This is a genomic window from Bradyrhizobium sp. CCBAU 51627 (genome assembly GCF_028128765.1).
Classification (GTDB): Bacteria; Pseudomonadota; Alphaproteobacteria; order Rhizobiales; family Xanthobacteraceae; genus Bradyrhizobium.
Map to the genome: position 1 here is coordinate 561754 of NZ_LBJG01000023.1, position 22748 is coordinate 584501.

20 protein-coding genes and 1 pseudogene are annotated in these 22748 nt (G+C 65.2%); 7 read left to right on the plus strand and 14 right to left on the minus strand.

Annotated elements, in window-relative coordinates; translation table 11 throughout:
• Positions 1–38 precede the first annotated feature (38 nt).
• Together XH88_RS14465 and XH88_RS14470 are read right to left on the minus strand one after the other, a co-directional pair.
• Entirely contained in the window at positions 39–1871 is a 1833-nt protein-coding gene (locus XH88_RS14465) for a caspase family protein (protein WP_271668960.1), read from the minus strand.
• Positions 1872–2045: 174 nt separating this feature from the next.
• Entirely contained in the window at positions 2046–2474 is a 429-nt protein-coding gene (locus XH88_RS14470; RefSeq protein ID WP_271668961.1) for a GFA family protein, read from the minus strand.
• 94 nt (positions 2475–2568) lie between these two features.
• On the opposite strand from XH88_RS14470, the gene XH88_RS14475 reads away from it, so the two are divergent.
• The 3 genes from XH88_RS14475 (at position 2569) to XH88_RS14485 (ending at position 5662) form a co-directional block, all read left to right on the plus strand.
• Positions 2569–2943, plus strand: a complete 375-nt coding sequence (locus XH88_RS14475; RefSeq protein WP_271668962.1) for a nuclear transport factor 2 family protein — start codon at positions 2569–2571, stop codon at positions 2941–2943.
• A gap of 204 nt (positions 2944–3147) precedes the next feature.
• Complete coding sequence (bla, locus tag XH88_RS14480) at positions 3148–4005, plus strand: class A beta-lactamase (protein ID WP_271668963.1); 858 nt, start codon at positions 3148–3150, stop codon at positions 4003–4005.
• Between the two features lie 46 nt (positions 4006–4051).
• Positions 4052–5662 carry a Na+/H+ antiporter gene (locus XH88_RS14485; RefSeq protein ID WP_442868440.1) on the plus strand — a complete coding sequence of 537 codons (1611 nt, stop codon included), beginning with the start codon at positions 4052–4054 and terminating at the stop codon, positions 5660–5662.
• Here the strand turns inward: XH88_RS14485 and XH88_RS14490 are convergent.
• The 5 genes from XH88_RS14490 to XH88_RS14510 all read right to left on the minus strand — a co-directional run bounded on the left by XH88_RS14490 (position 5644) and on the right by XH88_RS14510 (position 10328).
• Positions 5644–6516 (minus strand): N-acetylmuramoyl-L-alanine amidase, encoded by an 873-nt coding sequence (locus XH88_RS14490; RefSeq protein ID WP_271668964.1) that lies wholly within the window; start codon positions 6514–6516, stop codon positions 5644–5646. The two genes, XH88_RS14485 and XH88_RS14490, sit on opposite strands and share 19 nt — an antisense overlap.
• Positions 6513–7409, minus strand: a complete 897-nt coding sequence (locus XH88_RS14495; RefSeq protein WP_271668965.1) for a TauD/TfdA dioxygenase family protein — start codon at positions 7407–7409, stop codon at positions 6513–6515. The genes XH88_RS14490 and XH88_RS14495 overlap by 4 nt, the downstream gene beginning before the upstream one ends.
• Before the next feature lie 140 nt (positions 7410–7549).
• Positions 7550–8833: a flavodoxin-dependent (E)-4-hydroxy-3-methylbut-2-enyl-diphosphate synthase gene (ispG, locus tag XH88_RS14500; RefSeq protein WP_271668966.1), complete on the minus strand. Its 1284-nt coding sequence runs from the start codon at positions 8831–8833 to the stop codon at positions 7550–7552.
• A gap of 12 nt (positions 8834–8845) precedes the next feature.
• Complete coding sequence (locus XH88_RS14505; RefSeq protein WP_271669066.1) at positions 8846–9799, minus strand: DMT family transporter; 954 nt, start codon at positions 9797–9799, stop codon at positions 8846–8848.
• 34 nt (positions 9800–9833) lie between these two features.
• Entirely contained in the window at positions 9834–10328 is a 495-nt protein-coding gene (locus tag XH88_RS14510) for a Fur family transcriptional regulator (protein WP_271668967.1), read from the minus strand.
• 157 nt (positions 10329–10485) lie between these two features.
• Here XH88_RS14510 and XH88_RS14515 point away from each other — a divergent pair, with 157 nt between their 5' ends.
• The 3 genes from XH88_RS14515 to XH88_RS14525 are packed head-to-tail and all read left to right on the plus strand — an operon-like array spanning position 10486 to position 13695.
• A complete protein-coding gene (locus XH88_RS14515) occupies positions 10486–10968 on the plus strand; it encodes a MarR family winged helix-turn-helix transcriptional regulator (RefSeq protein WP_271668968.1) in 483 nt (160 codons plus the stop codon).
• Complete coding sequence (locus XH88_RS14520; RefSeq protein ID WP_271668969.1) at positions 10961–12124, plus strand: HlyD family secretion protein; 1164 nt, start codon at positions 10961–10963, stop codon at positions 12122–12124. The genes XH88_RS14515 and XH88_RS14520 overlap by 8 nt, the downstream gene beginning before the upstream one ends.
• Positions 12125–12138: 14 nt before the next feature.
• Complete coding sequence (locus tag XH88_RS14525; RefSeq protein WP_271668970.1) at positions 12139–13695, plus strand: MDR family MFS transporter; 1557 nt, start codon at positions 12139–12141, stop codon at positions 13693–13695.
• Positions 13696–13826: 131 nt separating this feature from the next.
• Here the strand turns inward: XH88_RS14525 and XH88_RS14530 are convergent, their stop codons facing one another.
• From XH88_RS14530 to pcaF, 5 genes are all read right to left on the minus strand, one after another.
• Positions 13827–14888 carry a phosphotransferase family protein gene (locus tag XH88_RS14530; protein ID WP_271668971.1) on the minus strand — a complete coding sequence of 354 codons (1062 nt, stop codon included), beginning with the start codon at positions 14886–14888 and terminating at the stop codon, positions 13827–13829.
• A 91-nt stretch (positions 14889–14979) separates the two neighbouring features.
• Complete coding sequence (pcaG, locus tag XH88_RS14535) at positions 14980–15582, minus strand: protocatechuate 3,4-dioxygenase subunit alpha (RefSeq protein WP_271668972.1); 603 nt, start codon at positions 15580–15582, stop codon at positions 14980–14982.
• 1 nt (position 15583) lies between these two features.
• On the minus strand, positions 15584–16285 hold the full coding sequence (pcaH, locus tag XH88_RS14540) for a protocatechuate 3,4-dioxygenase subunit beta (RefSeq protein WP_271668973.1): 702 nt from the start codon (positions 16283–16285) through the stop codon (positions 15584–15586).
• A 120-nt stretch (positions 16286–16405) separates the two neighbouring features.
• Complete coding sequence (locus tag XH88_RS14545; protein WP_271668974.1) at positions 16406–17299, minus strand: dioxygenase family protein; 894 nt, start codon at positions 17297–17299, stop codon at positions 16406–16408.
• Positions 17300–17366: 67 nt separating this feature from the next.
• The gene (pcaF, locus tag XH88_RS14550; protein ID WP_271668975.1) at positions 17367–18575 is read right to left on the minus strand and encodes a 3-oxoadipyl-CoA thiolase; all 1209 of its coding nucleotides are present in this window, start codon (positions 18573–18575) and stop codon (positions 17367–17369) included.
• Between the two features lie 216 nt (positions 18576–18791).
• Between pcaF and mutS the strand changes: the two genes are divergently transcribed.
• On the plus strand, positions 18792–21530 hold the full coding sequence (gene mutS, locus XH88_RS14555) for a DNA mismatch repair protein MutS (RefSeq protein WP_271668976.1): 2739 nt from the start codon (positions 18792–18794) through the stop codon (positions 21528–21530).
• A 57-nt stretch (positions 21531–21587) separates the two neighbouring features.
• On the opposite strand, the pseudogene XH88_RS14560 reads toward mutS, so the two are convergent.
• Positions 21588–21809 (minus strand): annotated as a pseudogene (locus tag XH88_RS14560) (histidine kinase); the annotation flags it as partial.
• Positions 21810–21927: 118 nt separating this feature from the next.
• Complete coding sequence (locus XH88_RS14565; protein WP_271668977.1) at positions 21928–22728, minus strand: hypothetical protein; 801 nt, start codon at positions 22726–22728, stop codon at positions 21928–21930.
• Positions 22729–22748 lie beyond the last annotated feature (20 nt).

Consider the following 22748-nt stretch of genomic DNA (forward strand, 5'->3'; position numbering starts at 1 on the left):
TTGGGTCGTCCCGACGAAAGCCAGAACGACGTTGGGAATCAGTTGCACACCTCGGCATTGGCATCGTTGCCGGGGCCGCCACCGCCGCGATATTCGAGATGGCAGCCGCGGTTGACCGGACGGCAGCCGGTGCTGTTGCAGAACATCTGACCGCTGCCGCCCGGGGCGCGACCGGCGCCAGCGGCAGCCGCAATGCCAGCAGCGGCACCGGCCGCAGCGCCTGCGGACTGACGACGCTGCCGCGCGGGACGGTCATCGCTGTCGTCGCGCCTGGCGGCGGCAGGCTTGGCGGTTGCAGGTTTGGCCGGCTTGGCGGCACGCTGCTTTTCGCATTCGTTGTCGCTGTTGAGCACATAGCCGTCGCCGCAGACGATCCTGGTGCAGACGTCGCCGTCGGCCTTGAAACCGTGTGCGCAGATCAGCGGGCAGACGCGCGACCGCTTCGACCTGACCGCGTCGAGCGCATCCGTGCTCGCCACCTTCACGTCGAGCTTGGTGCCGGCATAGCGGTTGAACTGCGACAGCGATCGCTGCGAGGACGTATTCCAGTTGCCGTCAGGCTGACCCGAGAAGCAGCCGACGCGGCCGAGTTCGGTCTGCACCGAGCGGCTGAGATCGGCCGGCGTGGTGGTTGGCGTCAAGGAAGCGACATTGGTGCCGGCCGGGTTCGCGGTGCTGGCCGGCGCAGCGCCCGGCGCCGCAGCAGCGAGATCGACGCGCTGCCGCTCGGCGGCGGCGGCCTGCTGCTGCGCCTGCTCCTTGGCTTTCTGCGCGGCAAGCTGCGCCTGCTCGGCCGCTTTCGCATCGGCCGCAGCCTTGGCCTGCGCGTCCCTCTGCGCGCCAAGCGCGGCGAGACGATCGCGCTCGGCCTCGGCCTGCTTCGCCTTCTCGATTGCCGCGGCATGAACCTGCTCGGCCTGGATCTTGTCGAGCTGCAGCTTGGCAAGATTCGCATAGAAGCCGTCAGGATGCTGGGCCAGGAAGGCCTCCCAAGCCGGCTTGTTGCCGACCTGGAGCGCGAGCTCGTAATCGCGGCGCATGTCGGCCTGCGGATTGATCGCAGGCGTGGGCGTCGCAGACGCCGCGGGCGCGGCCTTGACCGGCACCAGCGGCACGTCGTCGCCACCAAGCGAACCGTAGACGAACGGCTCCTGCTTGTTGCCGGTCGACCTGAGCACGTCGTCGCGCACGAAGCCGAAGGCGCGGCGGACGTCGAGGCCCGGGGTGGTCAGATGCTTCGACAGCGCGATGGTGAACGGGCTGTTGGCGCCGTCGCCGTCCTGCGCGGTGAAGCCGGCCTTGGCCGAATAGGCGATCAGCGTGTTGGTACTGGTCGGCTCGACCTGCGCCAGACCGCGGCCGATGCCGCGCGAGGCGAGCGTGCGCTTCATGGTCCTGCCGAACGGATTGTCGCGGCAGGCATCGAGGATCACCAGGCGAAGCTGCTTTGCCGGCTCGACCGCGACCAGAACGCGATCGAGCGAGAGTGCCTCGTCATAGACGTCGGTGTCGCGCTCGAGCTTGGCATCGACCGGGATCAGGTAGTTCGAGCCTTCAACCTCGATGCCGTGGCCGGCATAGTAGACCACGGCGATGTCGGCATCGCGGGTCGCATCGGCGAAATCGCGCAGCACACGTCGCGTTTCGAGCGCGGTCAGATCGTGGCGGGACTCGACGACATCGAAGCCGGCATCCTTCAGCGTCTTCGCCATCACCGCACCGTCGTTGACGGGATTGGCGAGCGAAGGCGCATGCTGATAGGCCGAGTTGGCCAGCACCAGCGCAACGCGTTTCCCGGCGAAGGCCGGCCCGGCACCGAACATCAGCGCGAGACCGAGGAGCAACGGAGAAAGCCTGAACAAATTGCGCATGACACGACTTCCGATCTTCGGGGCAGTTCACACCCTCAGAGCCAGCCTTAGCAAGCTCCGCCGCTTGCGCTTGTGATGGAGGTCACGAAGCCAGCGACGGCGACGGGCCGGCCCCCTTTTATTAGTCGCCCCAGTGCGTTGCCGGTTCGCCAAACGCGCGCGGGCCGGTTTCCCCTAGGCAACCCCGACATGCCCCCGATACTGCGGCAGGTCATCCGTGATCTCATGCCATGGCGCCTTTGAACCGACGAAAATATGGGCCGTCGGGCGGATCGAGGGGGCATCGACCAGGGTTCCCATGGCGACATGAACCCATTTTCCTTCACGGACCCGGGAATACAGCAGCGAGCCGCAGCGGGCGCAGTGCGCATCATGGGTGGTGTCGTCCCCGTAAACCATCCGCTGGTCCTCGCCCCTGACAAGGCGGAGCTGGCTGTGCTCGATCCCGGCGAACGGCTTGAAGGCGGAACCGGTGGTGCGGCGGCAGTTCGAGCAGTGGCAGTTCAGCGCATAGGAGAACGCGTCCGCCACCTCGTAGCGGACCGCGCCGCAGCAGCATTCGCCGGCAAGGATGCGAGCGTTCTGAAGTCGTGAACCCGTCATGATGGCGCCCTCGCGCAAATGGCAGAATACAGCCATAGCGCAATTTGACGTGAGCGACTAAGTTTGCGCCCAGCCATCATTCAAAGGATGACCCATGGGCCAGAACCGGTCGAGCGTCGAAGCCGTCGTGCAAACCTATTTTGATGGACTTTACGAAGGCGACGCCGACAAACTCGGCGCCGTCTTTCATCCGTCCGCCGATCTGCGCTGGGTAGAAAAGGGCGAGCTGAAGATCCTGACCGTGCCGGATTGGCTCGCCTGGGTGCGCAAGCGACCCTCCGCCAAGGCGGAAGGCAAGCCGCGCGAGGATTTCATCATCACCATCGACCGCTCGGACGACAAGACCGCCTTCATCAAGGTCAAATGCCAGCTGCCGCCGCGGTTCTTCACGGATTACCTGGTGGCGATGAAGCTCGCCGACGGCTGGCAGATCGTGTCGAAATCGTACAGGTATGACCTGAAGGAGTGAGGCGCTTCCACCTTCCTCCGCCCGAAATCGGGCACACTTGTCCTTCATTCTCCGTCATCGCGCAGCTCTCGCCACACGTCATTGCTGTGGAGCTCTTGCGACGAAGCAATCCAGGCTGTCTCCGTGGAGAGATTCTGGATTGCTTCGCTTCGCTCGCAATGACGATGCAAGAAGCGCGCCCATCCCATCTCCCGAAAGTCCCCCATGCACCTCGATCGCCGCTCCCTGCTCGCCTCGCTCGCCTGGATGGCCGCTGCCCCCGCCCTCGCCGCAGACGCGCCGCCTGAACTCGAGTCCTACGAGCGCGAGAGCGGCGGAAGGATCGGGGTCCATGCGGAGAATCTGGCGACCGGCAAGCAGCTCGCGTGGCGCGCCGACGAGCGCTTCGTGATGTGCTCGACGTTCAAGGCTTCGCTGGCAGCCTGCGTGCTGGCGCGCGTCGACCGCGGCGAGGAGCAGCTGGCTGCGATGATCTCTTTCGGCAAGGCCGATCTGCTCGAATACGCGCCGGTCGCGAAGCAGAACGTGTCGGCCGGCGCGATGTCGGTTGCGGACATGTGCAAGGCAATCGTCGAACTCAGCGACAACACCTGCGCCAATCTGCTGCTGGCACGTGTCGGCGGCCCCGCCGCGGTCACCAAGTTCTGGCGGTCCATCGGCGACACAACCACGCGGCTCGACCACAACGAGCCCGAGCTCAATCGCTCGCCGCCAGGCAATCCCCATGACACCACCACGCCGAGGGCGATGGCCGGCACTCTGAAGCGACTGGTCACCGGCGAGGTGCTGTCGCCGGCCTCAAAGGCCCAGCTCACCGAATGGATGGTGAACTGCAAGACCGGGGCGAACCGGCTGCGCGGCGGCCTGCCGGCAGCCTGGAAAATAGCTGACAAGACCGGCAACAACGGCAAGGATGCGTCGGGCGACATCGCAGTCGCCTGGCCCAAACCTGATGCACCGATCCTGATTGCAGCCTACACCCAGGGCGGCACGCCAAGCCCGGCGCAGCTCGAGGCGGTGTTCGCGCGCATCGGGCGTATGGTGGCCGACCGACTGATGTAGGCCGCCCTGCATTGACCTGTCGGCCGCTTCCGGGCCAAGACAGGTCATGATCGTAGCGCAATTCCAGACCTTTCTCATCCTGCTGGCCGTGCTGGCGGGCACGGCGCTGGTCGCGCGGCGCTTCAACATGGCGCCTGCCATTCTGCTGATGCTGTCCGGGGTCGGCCTCGCCTTCGTGCCCGGCATGCCGCCGGTGGAACTGCCGCCGGAGCTGGTCCTGCTGATGGTGTTGCCGCCGCTGATCTATTCGGCGAGCGTCGCCATGAGCTGGCGCGAGTTCAGGAACAATTTGCGCCCGATCGTGCTGCTCGCGGTCGGCGCGGTGATCTTCACCGCGGCGATGGTGGCGACGGCCACCCATTACGTGATCGGCCTGCCCTGGAGCATCGGCTTCCTGCTGGGCGCCATCGTCGCGCCGCCCGACGTGGTGGCGCCGCTCGCGATCGCGCGCCGGCTGAACATGCCGCGCCGGCTCGTGGTCATCCTCGAAGGCGAAGGGCTCGCCAACGACGCCACCGCCCTGATCCTCTACCGCTTCGCGCTCGCGGCGATCATGGTCGGGCACTTCTCAATGCCGCTGGCAACAGGCGAATTTTCTCTCATCGTCGCCGGCGAGATCGCCTTCGGCATCGGCGTCGGCTGGCTGTCGCTGCGCTTGCGCAAATGGTCCCGGGATCCGCAGGTCGAGCTGACATTGTCGCTGATCACGCCCTACGTCTCCTACTGGCTGCCCGAGCATGTCGGCGGCTCCGGCGTGATCGCCACCGTCGCCTGCGGCCTTTATGTGAGCTGGAACGGGCCGCTGCTGATTTCGGCGTCGACACGCCTGCAAGGCATCTTCTTCTGGGACCTCATCATCTACCTGATCGAGGGCTTGCTGTTCCTGCTCACCGGTTTCCAGATGCGTGCGCTCTACGAGAAATCGAAGACGTTCCCGCTCGACGACATCATGATCGCGACCGCTGTCGTCGTGGCCATCATCGTGGTGGCGCGCTTCGCCTGGCTCTACCCCGCGACCTATCTGCCGCGGATGCTCAGCAAATCGCTGCGGACGCGCGATCCGTCGCCGCCGTGGCAATGGCCGTTTGCGCTCGCCTTCACCGGCGTGCGCGGCGCGGTGTCACTGGCGGCCGCGCTGGCCCTGCCGTTCGCGCTGCCTGACGGCGACGCCTTCCCGTATCGCGACCTGATCCTGTTCGTCGCCTTCGGTGTCATCTTCATCACGTTGATCGGCGTCGGCCTGACGCTGCCGCAGGTTGTGCGCTGGCTCGGCATCGCGGAAGCTGGCCGCAGCGAGCATGTCGCCGAGCACGCGGCCGAGATTGCGGCACGGCGCCAGGCGCTCGACGCCGCGCTGAAATCGCTGGATGCGCTGACCGCGGAGAAGGAAGTCTCCGACGAGGTGGTGCGGCTCCTGCGCGCCCGCCATGAGATCCGCGTCAACCAGCTTCCCGATTCGCTCGATCCCGCCCACCACGACGTCTCCGCCGCCGGCACCGCATTGACCCGCGAGCTGATCGAAGCCGAGCGCAAATTCATTCACGACCTCCTGCGCGACGGGCAGATCACGGACGAGACGCGGCGCAGGATCGAGCGCGACCTCGATCTGGAGGAGGCGAGCCTGGCGAACCGGGAGTATCAGCGGGCGCCGCTGTAGCGTTCCGTCGTTGCGGGCGCGGCAACCTGCCGCTTGCCGCAATATTCCCGCATTGCCGTCGTCACGGCCGACGCGATCAACTCCTGCCGCTCCGGCGAGTTCATGGCCATCTCCTCGTCGCGGTTGATGATGGAGCCGGCTTCCAGCAGGACCGCGGCGCTGCGGGTCTGCGACAGCACGACCAGCCCGTCATAGCGGTAGACGCCGACCTCCTTGTCGAGCAGCGGATGCTGGTAACGCCCCATCAGCGGCAGCGTGTATTGGCTCGCATAGTGCAGCCCGTCCGCTTTCAGCTCCTTGCCGAGCAGCCGGGCAAACGAGAGACTGTCGGTGAAGTGCGGATTGCGCTCCGATACGAACAGCGAATGGCCGCTGAAGCGGTCACTGAAATAGCTCTTGGCGCCGTCGAATTCCCACTCCTCGAGCATCTTGTCCGGCACGGAATCATGATGGATCGACAGGAAGAAATCGGCATGCGCGGCGTTGGCGGTGCCGACGCGCTTGAGCAAGCTCGGCTTCGCCTTGCCATCGGTCACCAGCACGCGGGTCGCGGCGAAGCCCGCCGACTTCAGATGCGTTCCGATCCGCCGCGTCAAATTCAGGTTGAAGCCGAATTCGACGTCGTTGCGGGCGCTGGTCGCCCCCTGCGATTCGGAGGTGTGTCCGACGTCGAGGACGATCTTGAAATTGCGGGGATCGCATGCCTGCGGCGCGACCGAGGGCTTGGGCGCGGTTTTGGCCTTCGCTTTCGCGAGCTTATGAGCCGCGGCCGCTTCGCCATGGTCAGTTGGCGAGGCCAAAAGCGGGATGAGCGAAACAGCAACAGCGGCAGTGATCCGCCACGATATTTTCACACCGGCCGCTCCCCCCTCACCGTCACGCGCGTGCCCGAGCGCGTGTGCGGCCAGTAGTCCCACATCGCGCGGTGCTGGGTGCAGCGGTTGTCCCAGAAGGCGACGGCGTTCTCGGTCCAGCGGAAGCGGCACTGGAACAGCGGGTTCTCGGCATGCTGGTAGAGATAGGCCAGCATCGCATCGCTCTCGTCGCGCGGGATGCCGTTGATGTGGCGGGTGAAGCCCCTGTTGACGTAGAGCCCCTTCTTGCCGGTGACCGGATGGGTGCGCACGATCGGATGCTCCGCGTGCGGATAGCTCGGCCTGTCCGCGACGCCATAGTTCGCGTAAAGGCCGCGATAGATCGGCTCGCCATCGTGCAGTGCGGTGAGGCCGTCGAGATAGGCCTTCATGCGATCGGACAGCGCCTCATAGGCCGCGTACATGTTGGCGAACAGCGTGTCGCCGCCGCGCGGCGGGCACTGCTTGATGTAGAGGATCGAGCCCATCGGCGGCTCGAGATCGCAGGAGACATCGGAATGCCAGCCTTCACCGTTGGCGCGCGGCGAGTTCTTGTCGGCATGGATCTTCATCAAGGCCGGATCTTCGTCCTCGTGCGGCGCGGCCGGATGGACATGCAGCTCGCCGAACCTGCGGCCGAAGGCGAGATGCTGCTTCGGCGTGATGGCCTGGTCGCGGAAAAAGATGACGAGGTTTTCGGCGAGCGCGCGATGGATCTCGTCCATCTGCCGGTTGGAGCCGGTATCGCCATCGACCAGCTTGCCGATGTCGACGCCGGATATTTCAGCGCCGATGATGGGGGTGAGCTTTTCGACCGCAATGGTCTCGTAAGGCGCACCGTCCTCGGCCATGTGGCGATAGCGCGGGCCCTGCTTGCCGGCGAGTGAGCTCATGGCGGTTCTCCCGATCGTTCTGATTGGGAGTCATCGTAGCGCGGACGGAGCCGAGCGCAATCCGGGAATGGCCGCGCAAAAGAAACAGGGCGGGCCGCTCTTCGCGGACCCGCCCCATCCTAACGATAATCAGGAGATGGCTACTCCGCCGCTGGCGCGGGCACCTTGGCGCCCTGGCCGTAGCGCTGGTCGATGTAGTCGATCACCAGCGCCTTGAAGTCGGCGGAAATGGTCGGACCGCGCAACGTGCGGAACTTCTTGCCGTCGACGAAGACGGGCGCAGCCGGCGCTTCGCCGGTGCCGGGCAAGGAGATGCCGATATTGGCATGCTTGGATTCGCCGGGGCCGTTAACGATGCAGCCCATCACGGCGACGTTGAGCTCCTCGACGCCGGGATATTTGCTCTTCCAGTTCGGCATCTCGTCGCGGATGAAGTCCTGGATCGAGCGCGCCAGCTCCTGGAACGTGGTCGATGTGGTGCGGCCGCAACCGGGACACGCCGCAACCAGCGGCACGAAAGTGCGGAAGCCCATGGTCTGCAACAGCTCCTGGCCGACCTGCACCTCCCGGGTGCGGTCGCCGCCGGGCTCCGGCGTCAGCGAGATGCGGATGGTGTCGCCAATACCCTGCTGCAAGAGGATGCCGAGCGCGGCCGAGGACGCGACGATTCCCTTCGAGCCCATGCCGGCCTCGGTCAGGCCGAGATGGATGGCGTAGTCCGAACGCGCCGCGAGATCCTGATAGACCGCGATGAGATCCTGCACTGCCGAGACCTTGGCGGAGAGGATGATGCGGTCCTTGGGCATGCCGAGTTCCTCGGCGCGCGCGGCCGAGAGCAGCGCGGACTGCACCATGGCTTCGCGCGTCACCGCGCGCACGTCACGCGGATTGGCGGAGGCGGCGTTCTCGTCCATCAGCTTGGTCAAAAGCTCCTGGTCGAGCGAGCCCCAATTGGCGCCGATGCGCACCGGCTTGTTGTTCTTGTTGGCGATCTCGATGATGTCGGCGAACTGGGTATCGCGCTTGTCCTTGAAGCCGACATTGCCGGGATTGATGCGGTACTTGGCCAGCGCCTCGGCGCAGGCCGGATAGGCCGCCAGCAGTTTGTGGCCGATATAGTGGAAGTCGCCGATCAGGGGCGTGGTGATGCCGCGCTTGGCGAGGCCATCACGGATGTGAGGAACGGCGGCAGCGGCCTCCTCGCGGTCCACGGTGATGCGGACCATTTCGGAGCCGGCGCGCGCGAGCGCTGCGACCTGGGCGATGGTGCCGTCGATATCGGCGGTGTCGGTGTTGGTCATCGACTGCACGACGATCGGTGCGCCGCCGCCGACGGCAACGTTGCCCACCTTCACCTGCGTGGTCTTGTGCCGCGGCGCGGGGCCCGCGAGGTCGGAATCGAGGGGATTTTCGAGCTTGTTCATGGGGTCCAAATATCAGGTTTTGGTGACGTTCAGCAATGCATCGCGAGGCGCCGCAGCACTTTGGCTCGGACGGTTAACCAGAAAAAGTCCAGCAATTACAAGGACGGCTGCCGCCCCAAAGGCCAGACTCAGGGTGTCGTGCATGATGAAATAGCTACCCACCACGCCAAACAAAGGGGTGATGAAGGTAAAAGCCGACAATTTGCTGGCCGAATAGGCCTTCACCAGCGCGAACCAAAGCGTGAACGTGGTTCCAACGACCCAGATCGCCTGGAAGGCCAGAAGACCAATCGAGAGCGGCGACGGGGTGTGGGTGATGGATTCCCCTGAGAGCAAGGCAGCCGTTCCCAGGATCGGGATCGAGGTCGCGACCTGATAGCCCAGCGCCTTCTCGGGCGCGGCGAAGCGCAGCCGTGTGCCCTTGGCGACCAGCGTGGTCGCGGCCCACAGCGACGCCCCGAGGACGATCATGAGATCGCCAAGCAGGACATGCGAATCCACATTGGCCTGCGGCACGCCGATCGCGAGCGCGACGCCGGCAAAGCTCACGGCGAGGCCCAGCCATTGCGTGCCGCCAAGCCGCTCGCCGAGCATCTGATAAGAGCCGAGCGCGACGAAGAACGGCGCGGTGTAGAGAAACACCACCGCGCGGGAGGCGGTGGTGAGCCGCAAGCCCTGGAAGATCAGCACGAACTCGATGCCGAACATCAGCCCGGCGATCAGGCCGGGCTTCCATGTGTCGTCATTCTCGAAGAATTTGACACCACGAAACGTGCCGATGAGGAACAGCACCGGCAGCGCGCCCATCGAGCGAATCATCGCCTGGAGCATCGGTGGGACGTCCGGCAGCACCAGCTTCACTGCGATCTGGTTGAAGCCCCAAGTCAGGCACAGCATCAGCATCAGGGCGATGGCGCCGGCACTCAGAGGGCGCGCGGCGGAGGGAAGCGTTTGAGGTGCGGACATGTCTTCCTGGGCCGGCTTTAGCGCCGTTGTTGCTTTAAGAGACTTTCTGACAATGGGTGCAGATGCCCGTGATCTCCACCACGGACAATTTCGGCGCGAAGCCTGACGCGCGCGCCGCAGCATTGAGATCTCCGGCAAAGGATCCGGATGGAATCTCGCCAACCAGGCCGCAGCGCTCGCAGATCAGGAACGCCACCGCCGAGGTGGCATCGTGGTCGTGGGCGGCGCAGGCGAGATAAGCATTGCGGCTTTCGATGCGGTGCACGAGGCCGTTCGCCATCAAGAAATCGAGAGCACGGTAGATCGTGATCGGCGCCGGCCGGGGCATCGACTTGGCGAGTTCGTCGATGACCTCGTAGGCCCCGAGCGGGCGGTGGCTGGAAAGCAGGGCCCCCAGCACATGGCGGCGGATCGGCGTGAATTTCTGCGCGCGAGCCTCGCAAACCGCTTCCGCATGCGCCAGCGCGTCCGCGGTGCAGCGGCCGTGATCATGGTCAGGGGTCGGAAATGCCGGCTTTGCGAGGGTCATCCGGCCTGCTTTCTAACATTTCGGCGGGGGAACCCAAAGCGCGACCGGCGCGGCGGCGGTCAGCCATGCTTTTGCGGCGGGACAGCGTCGCGTCGCGCCGCCATGAAAATTTCATAAGCTTGCTTATAATATTCTAAGCTTATTGGAGACCAAGCTCATGACCCGCGGGTCTGTCGACCAGAATTTCCTGTTCACGCTCGGCGAGCTCTACCGGCTGTTGCGCGTCTATGCCGACAAGGAGGCCTCGCGCTTCGGCATCACCCGCGCGCAATGGGCGGTGCTGTCCAAGGTCGAGCGCAGCGAGGGCATGAAGCAGTCGGAACTTGCCGAGCTCCTGGAGATGCAGCCGATCACGCTGACACGGCTGATCGACAAGCTCTGCGACAGCGACTGGATCGAGCGCCGCAGCGACGCCTCGGACCGCCGCGTCAAGCGCCTGTACCTCAAGAAGGCCGGGCGGCAATTGCTCGGCAAGATGAGCGGCCTCAAATCCGAGCTGACCGCGAATGCGCTCGACGGCATCAGTCCCGCGGACGCCCACCGTCTCCTCACCCAACTCGAAACCATGAAAGAAAACGTGCGGAACGCGATCCAGACATCCGGAGCGGAACAAGCACGTAAGGAGCAGCGCTATGGCTGATCAGGTTCTCAAATTCCAGCCCGAGCAGAAACTGGACAGCGGCAAGCCGACCAAGAAGGCCGGCACCGATCCGCGCCGCCGCATCACTGCCGGCCTGCGCCGCTATCGCCGTTTCCTGCTGATGGTGGTGCTTCCGATCGTCGCCGTGATCGCCGGCCTGACCTTCTACCTGAACGGCGGCCGCTATGTCGGCACCGACGACGCCTATGTCGGCGCGCAGAAAGTGCTGGTGACGCCGGATATCTCCGGCAAGATCCAGAAGGTGGTCGTGAAGGAAGGCCAGTCGGTCAAAAAGGGCGACGAGCTGTTCGAGATTGACCCCGTGCCGTTCCGCCTCGCAGTGGATGAAGCCAAGGCTCAGCTCGCGCAGGCCCGGACGACCTATGAGAATCTCGTCGCCAACATCAAGATTTATGGAGACATGCTCAACCTGGCCCAGCAGGGCGTCGATCTCAAGCAACGCGACGTCGAGCGCAAGCAGGCGCTGGTCAAGAACAATTTCGGCTCGCAGCTCGATCTCGACAATGCGTCGAATGCGCTGGTAACCGCGGCCGCGCAAACCCAGTTCATCAAGCAGCAGCTCTCGAACGCCAAGACACAATTGCTCGGCGATCCCTCCTTGCCGCTGGAGCAGTTCCCGCCCTACGCGCAAGCAAAGGCCAAACTCGACGATGCGCAACGCAATCTCGACCACGCCGTGCTGCGCGCGCCCATGGATGGCGTCGCGACGCAGGTCGAGCAGATCCAGCTTGGACGTTTCGTCGCGGCCGGCACGCCGGTGTTCTCGATCATCGATGTCGCCCATCCCTGGGTCGACGCCAACCCGAAGGAGAGCGACCTCACCTACGTCGCAGAGGGTCAGCCCGTCACGCTCGAGGTCGATGCGTTCCCGAACCATGTCTTCAAGGGCAAGATCGGCTCGCTGTCGCCCGGCACCGGCGCGCAATTCGCGATCCTGCCGCCGCAGAACGCCACCGGCAATTTCGTCAAGGTGGTGCAGCGCGTGCCTGTCAGGATCTATTTCGACGAGAGCGACAAATACGTGAAGAAGCTCAAGGCCGGCATGAGCGTCTATGCCACCATCGACACCGGCCATAAGCGTTCGCTCGCCGGTCTGATCGGCCTGTCGGCGACGGCCGGTCAGGATAAAGACTAAGAAGGACTGATCCGATGTCGGGCCCCCACGCCAACCTGATGGTCCCCGGCCTGCGCCGGAACATGGTGACGATCTGCGCCATGACCGCGACCATCATGCAGGCGCTGGACACCACGATCGCCAACGTCGCGCTGCCCTACATGCAGGGCACGCTGTCGGCCTCGCAGGACCAGATCAACTGGGTGTTGACCTCCTATATCGTCGCCGCTGCGATCATGACGGCCCCGGTGGGATGGATCGCCAATCGCTACGGCCGCAAGCGCATCTTCATCATCTGCTCGGCCGGTTTCACCATGGCCTCGGTGCTGTGCGGCCTTGCCCAGGACATCAACCAGATGGTGCTGTTCCGCCTGCTGCAGGGCGTGTTCGGCGCCGCGCTGGTGCCGCTGTCACAATCGGTCATGCTGGACTATTACACGCTGCAGGAACGCGCCAAGGCGATGTCGATCTGGGGCATGGGCGTGATGATGGGCCCAATCATGGGGCCCTCGTTGGGTGCCTGGCTGACCGAAACCTATTCCTGGCACTGGGTGTTCTTCGTCAATCTGCCGTTCGGCGCGATCACGGTGATCGGGCTCATCATCTTCATGGATGAGACCAGGAAGGACCTCAGTCTCAAATTCGACTGGTTCGGCTTCGCCGCGCTGGCGATCGCGATCGGCGCGCTGCAGCTCGCATTGGATCGCGGCGAGCAGCTGGGCTGGCTCGAATCAAACGAGATCGTTGCGGAGTTCATCGTCTCGGCCGTCGCCTTCTACTTCTTCCTCGCCCACTCCTTCACGACCTCGGCGCCGTTCATCCGCTTCGCCCTGTTCAAGGATCGCAACTTCGTCACCGGCTGCGTGTTCATGATCGTGATGGGGCTCGTGCTGTTCTCGACCATGGCGCTGGCCTCGCCCTACATGCAGAACGTGATCGGCTATCCCATCATCACCGCCGGCCTGTTGCTGGCGAGCCGCGGCTTCGGCACCTTCTTTGCCATGATGCTGGTCGGCCGCATGATGCGCTACTTCGAGGCGCGCACGCTGATCATTTCGGGCCTGACGCTGACCGCGGGCTCGCTGTTCCAGATGACCGGCTGGACCGATTTGACCCAGGTGCCGGAGATCGTGACCGTCAGCGTCATCCAGGGCTTCGGCTTCGGCCTCGTGTTCGTGCCGCTCTCGACCGTGGCGTTCCTGACGCTGTCGAACGATCTGCGCACCGACGGCACCGCGATGCTGACCCTGATGCGCAACGTCGCAAGCTCGGTCGGCATCTCCGTGGTGATCGCGCAGCTGACGCAGGGAACGCGGCGGACCTATGCGATCCTGTCCGAGCACATCAACCCGTTCAACCAGGCGCTGCAGATGCCTGACGTCAGCCGCATGATCGATCTCACCACCAGCGCCGGCCGCGCCATGGCGGACAGGATGGTCGGCGTGCAGGCACAGATCATCGCGTTTTCGCACGACTACCAGCTCGTGATGTTCTTCATCCTCTGCACCATCCCGCTGGCGCTGCTGATCGGCTCGACCAAGGCCGCGCTGCGCAAGCAGGCGGCGGGACCGGAACATGCGGTGATGGAGTAGCTACAGCTGTCATGCCCCGGCTTGACCGGGGCATCCAGGACGCCGCGGCTTCTCCGCATCCCACAAACGTCTCTGGAATACCAGGTCGCCCGGTCAAGCCGGGCGACGACAGCGAGTGTGTAGCGCGCTCCCTACAACAGCTCCTCGCAGCCCAGATCCTCGACGGCCATCATCACCCGCTCCAGATTGTTCCACCAGATGCCCGGCGGGAGGTCGATCGCCCATTGCCAGACCGGCTTGGTGATGTGCCAGAGCACCGACCAGCGATAATCCTGGTCGAGCGCGCCGCGCGTGTAGCCGGCGACACCACGTGCGAGCAGCGTCTCGTGGTAGCGATTGAGCAGCGCGCGCTCGAGGGTCTGCCGGCGCTCCGGATACCATTGGATCGCCATCATGTAGGCGAGGTCGTGGGTGGGCACGTTGATGCCCCACAGGTCGAAATCGAAGATGCGCACGGTGTCGGCCACCCCGGTACGCGGCAGCAGGAAGTTCCACGTATGGGCGTCGCCATGGACGATGCTGAGGTGACGGTGCGAATGATAGCGCTGCGACAGCCGGGCCGATTGTTCGATGAGGCGCCGATAGAGGATGCGTCGTTCCTCGCTCAGGCGATCGCCGAGCTGATCGGCGAAGCGATCGTAGTGACCGGCGAAGGTCTCCATGCGCGCGGTGCTATCCTCGATGCTCGCCCAGGTGCCGACGGTCTCGCCGAGGGCGGGATGATTCCACCACGCCGCGTGCATGCGCGCCAGGGTGGTGACGATGGCGATCGACTGATCTCGCGAGGGCGGCAGCGTCGGTACAGTCGCAAGTTCATGGCTATCAGTGAGGTCTTCGAGCAGGAGATGCCAGCTGCCGCTTTCGGCGACGAACTGTCCGTCGAAGCAGCGCGGCACGATTCCCGGCGGCATGTTGGGCGCGAGTTGCGTGTAGAAAGCGACTTCGTGCTCGCCGCGATCGGCAAGTGTTCCGGCGAACGCAGCATGCGCCATCTTCAAAATCAGCGTTTGCGGGGCACCGGCGGATTCGCCGACATAGCGCAGGCTGAGACGGATGATCTGCGACACGACCGTGTCGCGCTGATTCAGCACTTTCACTTCGCGCACGGCGCCGGCGTCCAGTGCGCCGGCTTTGCGCAGCGCAGCCGTCAGGTAACCGGGTTCAGCAACCGCCGGCAATTGTGAGGATGTCATGAATCGCGCCCCCCGGTGCCGCAGCCATACTGCATGATCTCACGGGGAAGTGCCAGTGCGCGACAACCGCCTTCACAGGAAGGCGGCGACGTCAAACGTCGAAGAACACCGTCTCGCCGTCGCCCTGCAGGCGCAGGTCGAGGCGATAGACCGGCTTGTCGGCCTCCCGCATCGCGATCAGAGTGGCGCGACGATCGGCCGGGACCAATCCCAGCACGGGATCGGCGGCGTTGCCGGCTTCGTCGCTGAAATAGATGCGGGTGTAGAGATGCCGCAGCATCCCGCGGGCGAACACCGCCAGAACGATGTGCGGCGCCTGCGGCTTGCCATCGGGATCGGGGACCGTGCCCGGCTTGACGGTGTCGAAGGAGTAATTGCCGTCCTTGTCGGTGCCGCAGCGGGCAAAGCCGCGGAAGCTCGCGTTCGGCAGCGCGCGCTTGTCCTGCGGATCATTGTAGCGCCCCTGCGCATCCGCCTGCCAGATCTCCAGCATGGCGTCGGGCACGGGGATGCCATCGCCGTCGAGCACCCGGCCCTCGATGCGGATGCGGTCGCCGGAGACGTCTGGCGTCAACGTCGAGTTGGTGAAGGCGTCATTCCAGGCGTACTCGCCAGTCGGTGTCAGGCCGTATTTGAAGAACGGGCCGACCGTCTGCGACGGCGTGATCCCATCGGGCTTCGCGGAATTCTGCACGTTAGTGGGTCTCCATGGGGGTGGCGTTCTTGCCGCGCAGCACGATGTCGAAACGGTAGCACAGCGCCCATTCGGGTTTGGTATTCTCCAGGTCGAATGACGAGACCATGCGCATCCGCGCCTTCTCGTCCGGCACCGAGTTGAAGATCGGATCGAACGGGAACAGCGGATCGCCCGGGAAGTACATCTGCGTCACCAGGCGCGAGACGAAGGAATGGCCGAACACCGAGAGATGGATGTGGGCAGGGCGCCAGGCATTGTGGTGATTGCCCCAGGGGTAGGCGCCGGGCTTGATGCTGACAAAGCGATAATAGCCGTCGGCATCGCTCACGGTGCGGCCCGCGCCGGTGAAATTCGGATCGAGCGGCGCCGGATGCTGGTCGCGGACATGGACGTAGCGGCCGCAGGCATTGGCCTGCCAGATCTCGACCAGCGTATTGGCCACGCCGCGCCCGTCCTCGTCACGGACATGGCCGTGGACGATGATGCGCTCGCCGAGCGGCTCGCCCTTGTGCTGGGTGGTGAGGTCGTTGTCGCCCTCGCGCACGGTTTCGTGGCCATAGACCGGGCCGGTGAGTTCCGACAGCGTGTGGCGCATCGGGGTCAAAGGCTTGCTCGGCGCGCGCTTGATCGAACTCTTGTACTCGGGCGACAGCGGCAGCGGATGCGCCCTGTTGCTGTCAGTGGGATAGATGAACGTCATTGGCGAACTCCTCCCCGGCCATTTTCGGTCCGGCCGGACACCATTTGCGCCAATCATTATAGAATATAACTAATTTAGGGAAGCCGCTTTTGCTGCTCCCCACCCGGATGGACGGCTCTCCTATTTGATCGGCGCACGCGGCAGCACGGCCTCCCCGGCTTCGAGCCGGTAGGTGTGGTCGAGCGAATACCAGGGCATGGGGACGTCACGCGCGGTCGGATGCGGCGTCTCGTGGCGCACGAACTTGCCGATCAGCGCCTGCGTCACGCCGAACTGCACGTCGCTGTCGATATGAGGGTCGTTGGGATCATAGACCTGCGAGATCAGCACCTTGAATCCCGGCTTGACGATCAGGGCGTGCAGATGCGCCGGGCGATAGGGGTGCCGGTCCTGCGCCTTCAGGAGGCGGCCGACGACGCCGTCGGTCGGAATCGGATAGCCGATCATCATCACCGAGCGGAACGCGAAGCACCCGTCGACATCGGTGGTGAACTTGCCGCGCAGGTTCATGTCGGCTTGCTCGGGGTCCTGGTTCTCGTAAAGGCCGACCGGCGAAGCGTGCCAGACATCGACCTCGGCGCCGGCGACCGGACGGCCGTCCTTGTCGATGACGCGGCCGGTGACGAACAGCGGCGCGCCCGGAGTTTCGGAGCGGACGATCGATCCGCCGTTCTCCACGCGCGGCGAGTTCAACCGCCAGAACGGGCCGAGCAGCGATTGATCGGTTTCCGTATTGCCCTGATCGCCATTGTTGAGCAGGCACACCAGCGACGAGACGCCGAGCGAGCCCGCCATCAGCACGACTTCGTTATGCGTGTCGGTGCTCAGCTTGCCGAGCTCCGCGATCACAGCCGCGGCGTCGCGGAATTCCTTCTCGGTCAGGCGGACGTCGCGAACGAAGCCGTGCAGGTGCTTCACCAGCGAGACCATGATCTGCCGCAGCCGCGGATCGGAGGTTCGCTCCATCACCGCCAGGGCGGCGGCCGTGACGTCCTGCTCGCGCGCGATGATCATGCTTCGTCTCTCACCCGGGGGGACACTTTCCCTCTCCCCGCACGGGGGAGAGGGAAAGGACAGAGTCTTAGCTCACCTTCTCGATCGCGACGGCGACGCCCTGGCCGACGCCGACGCACATGGTGGCGAGCGCGAGCTTGCCGCCGCGCTTCTCCATGCCGTGCACGGCGGTGAGCGCGAGGCGCGCGCCGCTCATGCCGAGGGGATGGCCGAGCGCGATGGCGCCGCCATGCGGATTGACGAAATCGGCATCATCGGCAACGCCGAGCTGGCGCATGCACGCGATGCCCTGCGAGGCGAAGGCTTCGTTGAGTTCGATCAGGTCAAAGTCACTGATCTTCTTGCCGAGCCGCTCCATCAGCTTGCGGGTCGCCGGCACCGGGCCGATGCCCATGATGCGCGGCGGCACGCCGGCCGAAGCGAGACCGAGAATGCGCGCGCGGGGCGTGAGGCCATGCTTCTTCACAGCTAGCTCGGACGCGAGGATCATCGCCGCCGCGCCGTCATTGACGCCCGAGGCGTTGCCGGCGGTGACGGTGCCGGGATTGCGCACGATCGGCTTCAGCTTGGCGAGACCCTCCAGCGTGGTCTCGGGACGCGGATGCTCGTCCTTGTCGACCGTGATGGGGCCGGCTTTGCCGCCGGGAATGGTGATCGGAGTGATTTCTTCGGCGAAATAGCCTGATGCGATCGCCTTGCCGGCGCGCTGCTGCGAGCGGATGGCGAAGGCGTCCTGGTCGGCGCGCGAGACCTGGAATTCCTCGGCGACGTTCTCGCCGGTCTCCGGCATCGCATCGACGCCATACTGCGCTTTCAGCAGCGGATTGATGAAGCGCCAGCCGATGGTGGTGTCGAAGATCTCAGCCGAGCGCGAGAAGGCTTCCTGGGCCTTGCCCATCACGAAGGGCGCGCGGGTCATGGATTCGACGCCGCCGGCGATCGCCAGCTCGACCTCGCCGGAGCGGATGGCGCGGCCCGCGGCGCCGACCGCGTCGAGGCCGGAGGCGCAGAGCCGGTTCAGGGTCTGGCCGGGAACCGAATCCGGAAGGCCGGCGAGCAAGAGCGCCATGCGCGCGACGTTGCGGTTGTCCTCGCCGGCCTGGTTGGCGCAGCCGAAGAAGACCTCATCGACCTGCGCCCAGTCGAAATTGGGATGCTTGGCCATCAGCGCCTTGATCGGGGCGGCGGCGAGGTCGTCGGCACGCACCTTGGCGAGCGAGCCGCCGAAACGGCCGATCGGGGTCCGCACGGCATCGCAGATAAAGACGTCTCGCATCGCTGTTCTCCCTGAATGCCGCGGTCCGGCCCAAATTCTTCAATGTCGGCGGAGTTTTAGGAGGGCGCCCGCGGCAGGTCAATTGACGGTTTCGCGTGCCATTTGCAGGGGCCTGCGGCCCGCAGCGCATGCCGCAATGCGGACAACGTGGAAAACCTCCCCTGTCAGGCCAAAGCGATAGGAGCTGATGGCGAAATTTTGTAGGTTGCGCCGCCCATGACGATGCAACAGCCGATACAAGCGCCACTTCCCGACGACATCCCCGCACAGCCGGCGGAAGCCGCTGCGCGCGTCACGCCGATGATGGAACAGTATCTGGAGATCAAGGCCGCGCATCACGGCCTCCTGCTGTTCTACCGGATGGGCGATTTCTACGAGCTGTTCTTCGAGGACGCCGAAATTGCGTCCAAGACGCTCGGCATCGTGCTGACCAAGCGCGGCAAGCATCAGGGCGCCGATATCCCGATGTGCGGCGTGCCGGTCGAGCGCTCCGAGGATTACCTGCATCGCCTGATCAGCGCCGGACACCGCGTCGCAGTGTGCGAGCAGACCGAGGATCCCGCGGCGGCCAAAGCGCGCGGCAACAAGAGCGTCGTGCGCCGCGGCGTGGTGCGGCTGGTGACGCCGGGCACGCTGACCGAGGACACGCTGCTGGATGCGCGCGCCAACAATTACCTGCTGGCGATCGCGCGCGCCCGCTCCTCCGCCGGCGGCGACCGCTTCGGGCTAGCCTGGATCGACATCTCGACCGCCGAATTCATGGTGACGGAATGCTCCAGCGGCGAACTCGCCGCAACGCTGGCGCGCATCAACCCGAACGAGGCCATCGTCACCGATGCGCTCTTTGGCGACAACGAAATCGCTCAGACCTTGCGCGAGCTGCCGGCAGTGACGCCGGTGACCCGCGACGTCTTCGATGGCGCGACCGCCGAGAAGCGGCTGTGCGACTATTTTGCCGTCGCGACCATGGACGGGCTGGCGCAGCTGACACGGCTCGAGGCCACCGCCGCAGCCGCCGCCGTCACCTATGTCGACCGCACCCAGGTCGGCAAGCATCCGCCGCTGTCACCGCCATCGCGCGAAGCCTCCGGCGCAACCATGGCGATCGATCCGGCCACCCGCGCCAATCTTGAGCTGACGCGAACGCTTGCTGGCGAGCGCCGCGGCTCGCTGCTCGATGCGATCGACTGCACGGTGACCTCGGCCGGCTCGCGCCTGTTGGCCCAACGCCTCGCCGCGCCGTTGACGGATGCGCCGGCGATCGCGCGGCGGCTCGATGCCGTCAGCACCTTCGTCGCGGATTCGGCCACGCGCGAGGACATCCGCAGCATTCTGCGCGGCGCGCCCGACATGTCGCGGGCGCTCGCTCGTCTCTCGGTCGGCCGCGGCGGCCCGCGCGATCTCGCTGGCATCCGCGACGGCATCGTCGCCGCCGACCAGGTGCTGGCGCGGCTCGGTGAACTCGACCAGCCACCACAGGAGATCGCCGCGGTGATGGCGGCGCTGAAGCGGCCGTCGCGCGAGCTTGCGGCCGAATTCGCCCGTGCGCTCGACGAGCAATTGCCGCTGATCAAGCGCGATGGCGGCTTCGTTCGCGCCGGGTACGAGCCGGCGCTCGACAAAGCGCGAAACCTGCGCGACGCCTCACGCCTTGTCGTAGCCTCGATGCAGGCGCGCTATGCCGACGACACCGGCGTCAAGGCGCTCAAGATCCGGCACAACAACGTGCTCGGTTATTTCGTCGAGGTGACCGCGCAGCACGGCGACAAGCTGATGTCGGCGCCGCTGAATGCGACCTTCATCCACCGCCAGACGCTGGCCGGCCAGGTGCGCTTCACGACCTCGGAGCTGGGCGAGATCGAAGCCAAGATCGCCAATGCCGGCGACCGCGCGCTGGGCCTCGAGCTCGAGATCTTCGAACGGCTCTGCGCCAGGGCGATCGAGATCAGCGACGATCTGCGCGCAGCGGCGCAGGGCTTTGCTCTCCTCGATGTTGCGACCTCGCTGGCCAAGCTCGCCGTCGACGAGAACTATGTCCGCCCGGAGGTCGACGGCTCCCTTGGCTTTGCCATCGAAGCCGGCCGCCACCCCGTGGTGGAGCAGGCCCTGAAGCGCAATGGCGAGCCGTTTATCGCCAATGCCTGCGACCTCTCGCCGGCACCAGCACAAAAGTCCGGCCAGCTCTGGCTGCTGACCGGCCCGAACATGGCGGGTAAGTCGACCTTCCTGCGCCAGAACGCACTGATTGCCTTGCTGGCTCAGATCGGCAGCTACGTGCCGGCCGCGCGCGCGCGGATCGGGATCATCGACCGCCTGTTCTCGCGCGTCGGCGCCGCCGACGATCTGGCCCGCGGCCGCTCCACTTTCATGGTGGAAATGGTCGAGACCGCGGCGATCCTGAACCAGGCCGGCGAGCGTTCGCTCGTCATCCTCGACGAGATTGGCCGCGGCACCGCGACCTTCGACGGCCTCTCCATTGCCTGGGCCGCGATCGAGCATCTGCACGAAAGCAATCGCTGCCGCACGCTGTTCGCGACGCATTATCACGAGCTCACCGCGCTCTCGGCCAAGCTGCCGCGCATGTTCAACGCGACGGTGCGGGTGAAGGAGTGGCAGGGCAATGTCGTGTTCCTGCACGAGGTGCTGCCGGGCTCGGCCGACCGTTCCTACGGCATCCAGGTGGCCAAGCTTGCAGGTCTGCCGCCGGCCGTGATCAATCGCGCGAAATCGGTGCTGGCAAAACTCGAAGCCCAGGACCGTGGCCAGACCGCACGCGCGCTGGCCGACGATCTGCCGCTGTTCGCCGTGCCCTCACGCGCCGCCGCCGAGGCTGCGCCACCAAGCGAAGCCGAGTTGTTGATGGACGCGGTGAAGGCGCTGCACCCGGACGAGATGTCGCCGCGCGAAGCGCTGGATGCGCTCTATGCGCTGAAGGCCAAGCTGGCGAAGCAGTGAGAGGTGCCGCGGGGAGGGTTAGCGCAGCTTACCCACCCTACGATTTCGGGCGCTTTGCTACGCCCGTGCCACCATTGCGGCCGCTTCCGCGGCAGCGCGCTGCATGCTGGTCGACATCTCGTTGGTGACCGTGCTCTGCTCCTCGATCGCGGCAGCGGTCGAGGTGACATATTCGCCGACGTTGTTGATCGCCTGCTTGATCGAGCTCAGCGCGCTGACGACATCGCCGGAAATGCCGTTGAGGCTGCCGATCTCCTGGCCGATCTTGTCGGTCGCCTGACATGTGACGGGCAAATTACCGTCGAGGAGCAAAGATTAAATTAACGACCATGTCAGAAACGCGCAGTCCAACTCCGGAGAACTACGGCGGCTGAGCGCGAGATCGCATGGGGAATGATCACGCCTCGACGCGCAATTTTCTGCGTCCGCCCCACCACAGCGTCAGATTCCACACCACGCAGGTTGCAAGCGCAAGACAAAGGCCTATCAGCGATCCAAATTCCACGACCGCAACGTGCATGACTGCGATCGCCATGCCGAATCCGAGCAGCCCCCAGGCGGAGTTGGCGAGCACGGCGGCGGTCGGCGGCCCGCCGATACGCGGATGCAGGATCAGCATGATGCTGGAGAACACCACCGGATAGAGCGCGATGACGCCGCTGATGCGCGGCCCGACCCAGCCCGAGGTCGAAACGACGATGGCGACAAGGGTCGCGACGAGCGAGGCCCGCATCGGAATGTCGTACCAGCGGCGCGTCACCAGCGGCATCTTCACGTGGCGATAGCCTGCAAGCAGGGGAATGCAGATGCCGAACGCAACGAAATTCACGGCGAGCCCGCCGACCAGGGTCCAGTCGAACATGCGGATGACCGAGGCCATCGCAATCCAGAGCGCGACTGCGCTGCCGCAACTCACAAGGAGGCTTTGCCGCTGCGCCAGCACGACATAGGTGAGACCCATGAAGATCGTCGCGGCGTTGACCGGAAGGCTCGACAGTGCACCCTGGGCGATGAAGGCAGCGTCATGGTCAATGGCGAGGAAGACGTAAGAAGGACCGGCGGAGACCGGCAAGGTCGCGATCAGCGCGCCGATCACGGGGCCCGCGCGCTCGGTGATGATTGATGCCGACACGACGAACGCCGCTGCGATCGCCATGCGTAGGACGAGAAAAACGATGAAGTGGAGGTCGAGGGGCATTTTTCATTCGTCGTTCTGGA

Bases quoted from the DNA above. Each gene is read 5' to 3' on its own strand.
- XH88_RS14545 (WP_271668974.1), bottom strand. From the start codon at position 17,299: ATGATCATCGCGCGCGAGCAGGACGTCACGGCCGCCGCCCTGGCGGTG.
- XH88_RS14520 (WP_271668969.1), top strand. From the start codon at position 10,961: ATGGCTGATCAGGTTCTCAAATTCCAGCCCGAGCAGAAACTGGACAGC.
- mutS (WP_271668976.1), top strand. From the start codon at position 18,792: ATGACGATGCAACAGCCGATACAAGCGCCACTTCCCGACGACATCCCC.
- XH88_RS14565 (WP_271668977.1), bottom strand. From the start codon at position 22,728: ATGCCCCTCGACCTCCACTTCATCGTTTTTCTCGTCCTACGCATGGCG.
- pcaF (WP_271668975.1), bottom strand. From the start codon at position 18,575: ATGCGAGACGTCTTTATCTGCGATGCCGTGCGGACCCCGATCGGCCGT.
- XH88_RS14465 (WP_271668960.1), bottom strand. From the start codon at position 1,871: ATGCGCAATTTGTTCAGGCTTTCTCCGTTGCTCCTCGGTCTCGCGCTG.
- XH88_RS14510 (WP_271668967.1), bottom strand. From the start codon at position 10,328: ATGACCCTCGCAAAGCCGGCATTTCCGACCCCTGACCATGATCACGGC.
- ispG (WP_271668966.1), bottom strand. From the start codon at position 8,833: ATGAACAAGCTCGAAAATCCCCTCGATTCCGACCTCGCGGGCCCCGCG.
- XH88_RS14530 (WP_271668971.1), bottom strand. From the start codon at position 14,888: ATGACATCCTCACAATTGCCGGCGGTTGCTGAACCCGGTTACCTGACG.
- XH88_RS14475 (WP_271668962.1), top strand. From the start codon at position 2,569: ATGGGCCAGAACCGGTCGAGCGTCGAAGCCGTCGTGCAAACCTATTTT.
- XH88_RS14505 (WP_271669066.1), bottom strand. From the start codon at position 9,799: ATGTCCGCACCTCAAACGCTTCCCTCCGCCGCGCGCCCTCTGAGTGCC.
- XH88_RS14515 (WP_271668968.1), top strand. From the start codon at position 10,486: ATGACCCGCGGGTCTGTCGACCAGAATTTCCTGTTCACGCTCGGCGAG.
- XH88_RS14495 (WP_271668965.1), bottom strand. From the start codon at position 7,409: ATGAGCTCACTCGCCGGCAAGCAGGGCCCGCGCTATCGCCACATGGCC.
- XH88_RS14470 (WP_271668961.1), bottom strand. From the start codon at position 2,474: ATGACGGGTTCACGACTTCAGAACGCTCGCATCCTTGCCGGCGAATGC.
- bla (WP_271668963.1), top strand. From the start codon at position 3,148: ATGCACCTCGATCGCCGCTCCCTGCTCGCCTCGCTCGCCTGGATGGCC.
- XH88_RS14525 (WP_271668970.1), top strand. From the start codon at position 12,139: ATGTCGGGCCCCCACGCCAACCTGATGGTCCCCGGCCTGCGCCGGAAC.
- pcaH (WP_271668973.1), bottom strand. From the start codon at position 16,285: ATGACGTTCATCTATCCCACTGACAGCAACAGGGCGCATCCGCTGCCG.
- XH88_RS14485 (WP_442868440.1), top strand. From the start codon at position 4,052: ATGATCGTAGCGCAATTCCAGACCTTTCTCATCCTGCTGGCCGTGCTG.